The organism is Duncaniella muris (assembly GCF_003024805.1).
In the GTDB taxonomy this organism is placed as follows: domain Bacteria; phylum Bacteroidota; class Bacteroidia; order Bacteroidales; family Muribaculaceae; genus Duncaniella; species Duncaniella muris.
The window spans coordinates 59,219-66,584 of the sequence record NZ_PUEC01000021.1; the positions used below are offsets into that span (position 1 = coordinate 59,219).

7 protein-coding genes are annotated in these 7,366 nt (G+C 45.5%); 3 read left to right on the top strand and 4 right to left on the bottom strand.

Annotated features, from left to right (window positions below; translation table 11 throughout):
* The first annotated feature begins 13 nt into the window (after positions 1-13).
* Complete coding sequence (locus C5O23_RS09720; protein ID WP_107032752.1) at positions 14-2,320, top strand: glycoside hydrolase family 3 N-terminal domain-containing protein; 2,307 nt, start codon at positions 14-16, stop codon at positions 2,318-2,320.
* Between the two features lie 100 nt (positions 2,321-2,420).
* Positions 2,421-2,642, top strand: coding sequence for a hypothetical protein (locus C5O23_RS14665; RefSeq protein WP_410520471.1), 222 nt, complete (start codon positions 2,421-2,423; stop codon positions 2,640-2,642).
* On the opposite strand, the gene C5O23_RS09730 is transcribed toward C5O23_RS14665, so the two are convergent.
* From C5O23_RS09730 to C5O23_RS09750, 4 genes are all read right to left on the bottom strand, one after another.
* On the bottom strand, positions 2,564-2,839 hold the full coding sequence (locus C5O23_RS09730; RefSeq protein ID WP_240597782.1) for a DUF4121 family protein: 276 nt from the start codon (positions 2,837-2,839) through the stop codon (positions 2,564-2,566). The genes C5O23_RS14665 and C5O23_RS09730 overlap by 79 nt on opposite strands.
* Positions 2,840-3,449: 610 nt before the next feature.
* A complete protein-coding gene (locus C5O23_RS09740) occupies positions 3,450-3,713 on the bottom strand; it encodes a DUF4377 domain-containing protein (protein WP_107032754.1) in 264 nt (87 codons plus the stop codon).
* 474 nt (positions 3,714-4,187) lie between these two features.
* Positions 4,188-5,156, bottom strand: a complete 969-nt coding sequence (locus C5O23_RS09745) for a nucleotidyl transferase AbiEii/AbiGii toxin family protein (RefSeq protein WP_107032755.1) — start codon at positions 5,154-5,156, stop codon at positions 4,188-4,190.
* Entirely contained in the window at positions 5,153-5,884 is a 732-nt protein-coding gene (locus C5O23_RS09750; RefSeq protein ID WP_107032756.1) for a DUF6088 family protein, read from the bottom strand. Before C5O23_RS09750 ends, C5O23_RS09745 begins: the two co-directional genes overlap by 4 nt.
* A gap of 775 nt (positions 5,885-6,659) precedes the next feature.
* Here C5O23_RS09750 and C5O23_RS09755 point away from each other — a divergent pair.
* Positions 6,660-6,872 (top strand): hypothetical protein, encoded by a 213-nt coding sequence (locus tag C5O23_RS09755; RefSeq protein ID WP_068960213.1) that lies wholly within the window; start codon positions 6,660-6,662, stop codon positions 6,870-6,872.
* Positions 6,873-7,366: the final 494 nt, after the last annotated feature.

The window sequence follows — 7,366 nt, forward strand, 5'->3', positions numbered from 1 at the left end:
GTTGAAACATCTAATGACATTTTTAACCGTCACTTCAGCAGCCTGTTCTTTACAGGCTGCCGGAGCGGCGATTCCCTCTGACCCTGATCTTGAGGCGGCAGTGGAACGCACATTGTCTAAAATGAGCCTTGACGAGAAAATCGGCCAGATGACCGAGCTTTCCATTGATGTGCTTGGCGACTGGAAAGACGGTGAGTTCTTCCTCGACCCTCAGAAGCTTCACGAGGCTATTGCCGTGTATAAGGTCGGCTCTGTGTTGAACGCCCCCGGCGGACCGACAGCACAGACTCCTGCAAAATGGGAAAAGTTGATTGGTCAGATACAGGAAGTGTCAATGAAAGAAATCGGCATACCTTGTATCTATGGTCTTGACCAGAATCACGGTACAACCTATACTCTCGGTGGAGTGCTTTTCCCTCAGAACATCAACGTAGGTGCGTCGTTTAACCCGACGTTGGCTCGCAGAGCTGCTGAAATTACGGCATACGAGACTCGCGCTGCCAACTGCCCGTGGACATACTCGCCCACTGTCGACCTTACCCGCGACCCTCGCTGGAGCCGTGTATGGGAAAACTACGGAGAGGATCCGCTGGTCAACGCCATCATGGGCGCTCAGCAGGTCAAAGGTTTTCAGGGCGATAACCCTAATAAGGTAGGCCGGCATAATATCGCGACATCGGTGAAGCATTATCTTGGCTATGGAGCTCCGCGAACAGGCAAAGACCGCACCCCGGCATATATTTCTCCGTCTGATCTCCGTGAGAAGTTTTTTGAGCCTTACCGCGCCTGTATCGAGGCGGGAGCGTTGACTGTAATGGTCAATAGCGGCTCAATCAACGGTCGCCCTGTTCACGCCAATAACAAGCTGCTCACAAAGTGGCTCAAGGAGGACCTTAACTGGGACGGAATGATTGTGACTGACTGGGCAGACATCAACAACCTCTATACCCGCGAATATGTGGCTCACGACAAAAAGGAGGCTATTGAAATGGCTATCAATGCCGGAATCGATATGTCAATGGAGCCATACGACCTCAATTTCTGCACTCTGCTTAAAGAACTCGTAAATGAAGGTCGCGTATCTCAGGAGCGTATTGACGACGCAGCACGTCGTGTCCTGCGCTTGAAATATCGTCTCGGACTGTTTGACACTCCCAATACATATCCCAAAGACTATGCCGACTTCGCCTGCGACCGTCACGAGCAAGTCGCTCTTCAGGCCGCGGAAGAATCGGAGATACTGCTCAAAAACAACGGCGGCATTCTTCCGTTGAAGAAAGGTACAAAGATTCTGCTGACAGGTCCTAATGCCAACTCGATGCGCTGTCTCAATGGCGGCTGGAGCTATTCATGGCAAGGTCATCTGACTGACCGTTTCGCCTCGAAATACAACACCATCTACAAGGCATTGGTCAATAAGTTTGGCAAGAAGAATATAGTTCTTGAACAGGGTGTCACTTATCCTGCCGAAGGTGCCTATCACGAGGAAAATGAGCCGGAAATTGAAAAAGCTGTGGCAGCTGCGTCGGGTGTTGATGTCATAGTCGCCTGTATCGGTGAAAACTCCTATTGTGAGACACCGGGAAACTTGTCGGACCTCGCTGTCTCTGAAAACCAGCGCAATCTCGTCAAAGCTCTTGCTGCGACAGGCAAACCGGTTGTATTGATTCTCAACGGTGGTCGTCCGCGTATCATCAGTGATATTGAGCCATTGGCAGATGCGATAGTCAACATTCTGCTTCCCGGTAACTTCGGTGGTGACGCACTTGCCAACATTCTTGCCGGCGACACCAACCCGAGTGGCAAAATGCCCTACACCTATCCACGCCATCAGGCAGAACTCACCACCTACGATTATCGAGTGAGCGAGGAAATGGATAAGATGGAAGGTGCTTATGACTACGATGCGGTGGTATCGGTGCAGTGGCCTTTTGGCTATGGTCTCAGTTACACGACTTTCAAATATGACAATCTCCGCTGCTCACATTCTGAATTCGGTGTCAACGATAATCTCATTTTCACAATCGACGTCACCAATACAGGTAATTGCACCGGTAAGGAAGTCGTTATGCTTTTCAGCCGAGATATGGTAGCATCTCTGACTCCTGATAATCGCCGACTGCGCGCGTTTGAAAAAGTAGAACTCAAACCCGGTGAGACCAAAACCGTAACCTTGCCAATCAAGGCCAGCGACCTCGCCTTCGTGGACTACGACGGCAAGTGGGTCCTGGAGAAGGGAAAGTTCCGTATGCAAGCCGGCACCAGCGTAATGGACATCGCTTGCAACCATACATATAAGTGGACAACCCCCAACAAGTAAAATATTTCCTAAGGTAAAGAAGATTTGAATAGGTATGATATAGGCTTGCAGTGATGGCAGGCCTATATTTTTTAATGCCAATTATAAATACCAAAATATCATGTGTAAACCCTACGTATTAGGTATCGACATCGGTGGTACCAACACAGTGTTCGGAATGGTAGATGCACGAGGCGAAGTCCTTGCAAGCTCATCAATCAAGACTAAGAAACACTCTGATTTCAACGATTATCTCGACGAGCTTCACGCTGAGGTAACTCGTATGCTTACTGACAATGATGCCGAAGATAAGATATTAGGTTCAAGCAGCGTGTGTCCGTAGAAATCTCCGTCTCGGTCAACATGACGCATCCTGTCTCCGACCTTAGGCGCGAGGTTTGAGCGTGAGCCTTCAATGACTTCAACGAGCCTGTTCACCATATCCACATCCTGCTGTCTGAGGATATGGTCCCTGTCGTATGACACATTCAACGGCAGTAGGGTTTCAAGGGTGTACTTGTTCTTTGTCGTTTCTGACATACCATCTTATTTTTTTGTTATTCCGGCTTATGGGGCCGGAGTTCCCATAACTACAGGCTTAAAGGGTCGTGTTCCAGCCGCGCAAGGTTTTCGGGGAAAAATACCTCAAGCCCCTTGGGGTGCGGAAGATTTTTCCACGAAACCCGAAGTGTCTGACCTTGCACGGCTGATAAGAACACGGACTACCTTTGCCTGTGGTTATGTAAACTCCGCCTCGATATGATGGTATCCTTATTTCGTATTTTTTTTATTGAAGCATAGTCGCTTCCGCGACATGGAAAAAGCAATATAAAAGAGAATTACGCCCCGGAATGAGGCGTAATCCAAAAATAAATGCTAACTTTGCATCAAAGTAAAAGAGTTATTTGAAAGCGTGAGAAATATAGCGTAACAAAACACACTACCAATTTCTTATCCATTGCCCATCCTCACGCAAATTCTCAAGAATAACTTTGTAGTCAAAATATTAGCCCAAGACTACATCAAATATACGAAATTTCGTCCTCCTATGCAAGTCCGAGGGTTCGATTTAGCGATTTTTAAGCTTGTCAGAATGACATTCAAGATGGCCTTTATCGAACGGCATCCACGACAACTTTGATGAGCCTTTTCATTGAATCTGCAATTTCATTCGGTCCGGGGATTGTCCGATATGACAAAACCCCATGCTATAATCCAGATAACTCGTTTTACTGATACGTATTAGGTATTCATATCCTTCTTCGTATTCAAACTTGGCAATATCGCCATGAGCTTCCCACTCGTTGGAGTTATCTTTTTTAACAGCATATACGTTAGCAAATATATTATTGCCACTCGATGTCAAAACACCGGGTAGTTTCGGCTTGAGCCCTAAAAGGACTGACTCCTGCAATAGGTGCCAGTCCTAATTTTGTTTTGCCTCAAAAAGTTTTATCGGACAGCAATAATTCTTTATGTTTAGGCTGCCCACACTATACTCTTGACATCCCTTCCCGCCCACCGGAAAAATCCGCTGACCCCAATTAGATCTTAGACCAACAAAAAAATAAACAACACCCAATCTTACGTTTCTGGGTGTAAAATTGGGTGTTAATCTTACAAACTACTGATAATCAGTATTGATTGTGGAGCTGGAGGGACTTGTTCCTTGCACTCCAAATGCAGTTATTTCAATCAGTTACATTCGCTCAATTTCCTTGTGTAACGAGTATGTAACAAATCTTTTCTTTCTTTTTCCGACAGCTCTCTCGCCGTGGCCACAAGTGTGGATTTCAAATGCAAATATACTAAAATTCAGTCACCTTCGCAAGTGTGAGGGTTCGATTTAAGCATTGTTAAACTTGTCAGGATGATATTATGACTGCCTTTATCGAACTGCATCGACAACAACTTTGATGAGTTCTTTCATTGAGTCTGCAATCTCATTCGGTCCGGGGATTGTCCGATATGACAAAACCGAAAGTTCAGATTTATATACATCGCTTATCTTGCTCCATGTCGAATCGAAGTCAACAATCAGAGGCGAAGACAGAATGGGAGCGTCGCGCCATTTCGGAGGACGGTCAAACTCTTTCTTGTCATGCTCGATAAGTTCAACGAGATTCTGTTTCAAATCTCCGACAACATAATCGCCGCATTCCTCATCACCGAGGAGAAAATACAGATCGTAGAAATGTCGTATCTTAGAGATGAGGCCTGCCGTCGGGTCATCTTCAAAGGAGAATCTCAAAAGTGATACCACTTTTTCACAGAGAGTACGCCGTTTGTCAAGCACATTCAAAACGAAGGGTTTCATGTCAAGATCGGCAATCATATCGTTAAGCCCCCGGCGTTCCATCATTTCTGTTATAAAGGGTTTGATTTCCCTTCTTTCGTATGGATATGGATTACCGTAGGTGTTGATCTCTACAATCACCTGATTGCTCATTACATTGGACGATCCTCTATTGATGCCATCCAGAACTGACTTGTAGATATGATACGTCTTACGGAAGCGGTTGTTCTTGACAGTATCGGGCTTTTCAACTTCCTCCATGCCTGCGGTGGACTCATGTCCTATCCTTGCCACGAGCTTTTTCTGCTGGTTCTGGCTCAGCCCCTCGCCCAATATAGCGAAGTCAACATCTGAGGAGAACCTTGCGATTAATCCATATGCCTTTGAAAGCGAAGTTCCTCCTTTCCACACGGTCCTTTCTGCCGCAGGATTTCGCGATAGATTCTGTAATATCTGGCATATCCAGTAATCTTTCTCGACAAATTCAGGATATATCTCAAGGTCTTGCGCTGTCAATTCTATTGCCTCTCGAAATGACCGCTTGTTGTCATGTAGTTTCATTCAATATTCCATTTATCTTTGCTGAGTAATTCAGTGGCATTTCCCAACCCTATTTTATATTTAGTTCCTGGATTAAGCGCGTCACGAAGAACAATAGTATGGCTACCATATCCTAAATCATCAAGAATTGCACCGAGAATGGCTTTCACACGGGGCTGGTATTTATCCGATAATCTGATAATTTTCTTAATATCATTCTCCGGCAATTGTCCGATAGATGATTTCAACGCCGTTATGGAGCGGGCAATCCCGGTATCCGGAATTTTTTTTATAAACTTAATCGTATCGAGAATCTGTAAAAGGTAGATATTGTCTTTGGAAATTGCGTTAGGCTGGTGCACGAAGCGAATCAAATATATGCCTCTTTTTATGGCATTATGCCTCTTATTGGTGCCTAACATTATCACACTCGCGACCTGTGTAGTCAACGCCATATCATTCCAAATTGAATATCCGGTTAGATAACCTATTGGTTTGCCGTCTCTATCATAAATGAGATCTTTGACAATCTCTTGCAAATTCGGCTTCAACGTTCCAAAAACAGACTTCTTAGGTTTGTAGAACCTGCCTTTTGATAGTTTCTGAATCATCCCTTTGCCGACCATGCGTGACAATTTGACCCGGATATTTTCCCACCATTCGGCTGGAAGTCCGAGGTCTTCGATGGAGAAAACAGTTCCATCGACAATTAGATTGACCTTATCCTCTATCTGTTGAGCTGCAGTCATGTCTTATCGTTTTATATTTCAATCGTAAAGGTAATAAAAATGTTCGGTTTTCTGTACACGAAACCGAACATTTTTTTTCAACAGAGAGGAATTTACTTGTGAATGGCTGCATGAGATACGGCGACCGGCAAGAGGTCGAGCGGACTGCCGTGTTGGCGGAGTGATGCCGTAGTAAGGTGACGGTGGACGAGCCACTGACACCTTACGACCGCATCGCGCCTATTGGCAACGGCGGAACACCGATAAACGTCAACGCCTCCGAGGTAAGCATCGGAGACGCTGCTTGTACCTCTGAGACTTTATGCCGTTCATCCGTGTCCTTTTTCGCCGTTGCTGAATAAGGATTTTTACGACCGTTCCCTCACTTGCCGCTTTGACACTGCGACACTCGGCATAGACTGCGGAGAACAGTCTTCCTTCGTCGGCTGTCCTTCGCAGACTATGCTGGTCATGTCGCTCAGTTCCATTTCTATTAAGATTATTATTGAGAAATTACTTTCAATAAGATTTCCGAGAGATTATGTAGCTGTATGTTTTCACCGTGCCGGAGTCGTGGCTCCTGTTATTGTCTAATCAACAACGATTTTCAACTTGCTTGCCATTGGGGAACGTGTGGTGCCGGGGATATTCTGATACCTTTTGACTGAAAAATCTCCAGACCTGCGGCTTGTATTTTTCCGTCAAAGGCGAACATCCCCTCTGCTCACCACACGCCTTTGAGGTGTCAAGCAAGCGAAAACCGATGGTGATATACAAATAAAAAAAAGTCGCAACGATGAAAACAAACAGCCACATAAAAGGTCAAAGCGAAGCTCAAAGCCTCAGGTTCAACCAAATAAAAAAGGTTGCAAAGGTGGTGGCAATCATCATCGGAGCAATAATCGGAACTCTGGTGTGGGCGATAGTCAGACCTGTAATCCGAGGTGCGGGCTGGGTAATATCCCTCATAACCGCAATACTGATAATTTATTGGGTATTAACTTTCTAAAATATACGACTATGAAATCATCTGAGAATTTTATCGAGGCTATCCGCAAATATCTCGATAGCTATGGGCGGTAAAACGAAACGTGCAATGTTTAGTGAGTGGTCGGCAGTTGGAAATCGCGATAGTTCAGTGAGTTACGGCGCGATGTCGTGAAATAGCCGAAAAAACGAAAAGTACATTTGCTTGGATTTTGCTTGGATTTTCGGGGCGGTTGGTTGGATAGTAAGTTGGATTGAAATTGGATTGTGTGCGGTCGTGCTTGTAGTGCGGCCTTTTTTATTGCATGTCCGGCTGCATGAGGCGCGTCGGTGGCCTGTGGAAAACCCAGGCTCGGATGACCCCTTAGACCAGGTTGAATTGACCCCTTAAGCCAAAATATCACTGACCCTTTTGCCCAATATAAAAATGACCCCTGTCGACGTAATGTCAGCAGGGGATTTTATATGTATCTTTGAATTCCGTTTTGGCCGAAGGGGGATATAATTCAAAGAAAA

Coding starts and splice junctions, on each gene's coding strand:
- C5O23_RS09720 (WP_107032752.1), top strand. CDS start 14: ATGACATTTTTAACCGTCACTTCAGCAGCCTGTTCTTTACAGGCTGCC.
- C5O23_RS14665 (WP_410520471.1), top strand. CDS start 2,421: ATGTGTAAACCCTACGTATTAGGTATCGACATCGGTGGTACCAACACA.
- C5O23_RS09730 (WP_240597782.1), bottom strand. CDS start 2,839: ATGTCAGAAACGACAAAGAACAAGTACACCCTTGAAACCCTACTGCCG.
- C5O23_RS09745 (WP_107032755.1), bottom strand. CDS start 5,156: ATGAAACTACATGACAACAAGCGGTCATTTCGAGAGGCAATAGAATTG.
- C5O23_RS09750 (WP_107032756.1), bottom strand. CDS start 5,884: ATGACTGCAGCTCAACAGATAGAGGATAAGGTCAATCTAATTGTCGAT.
- C5O23_RS09755 (WP_068960213.1), top strand. CDS start 6,660: ATGAAAACAAACAGCCACATAAAAGGTCAAAGCGAAGCTCAAAGCCTC.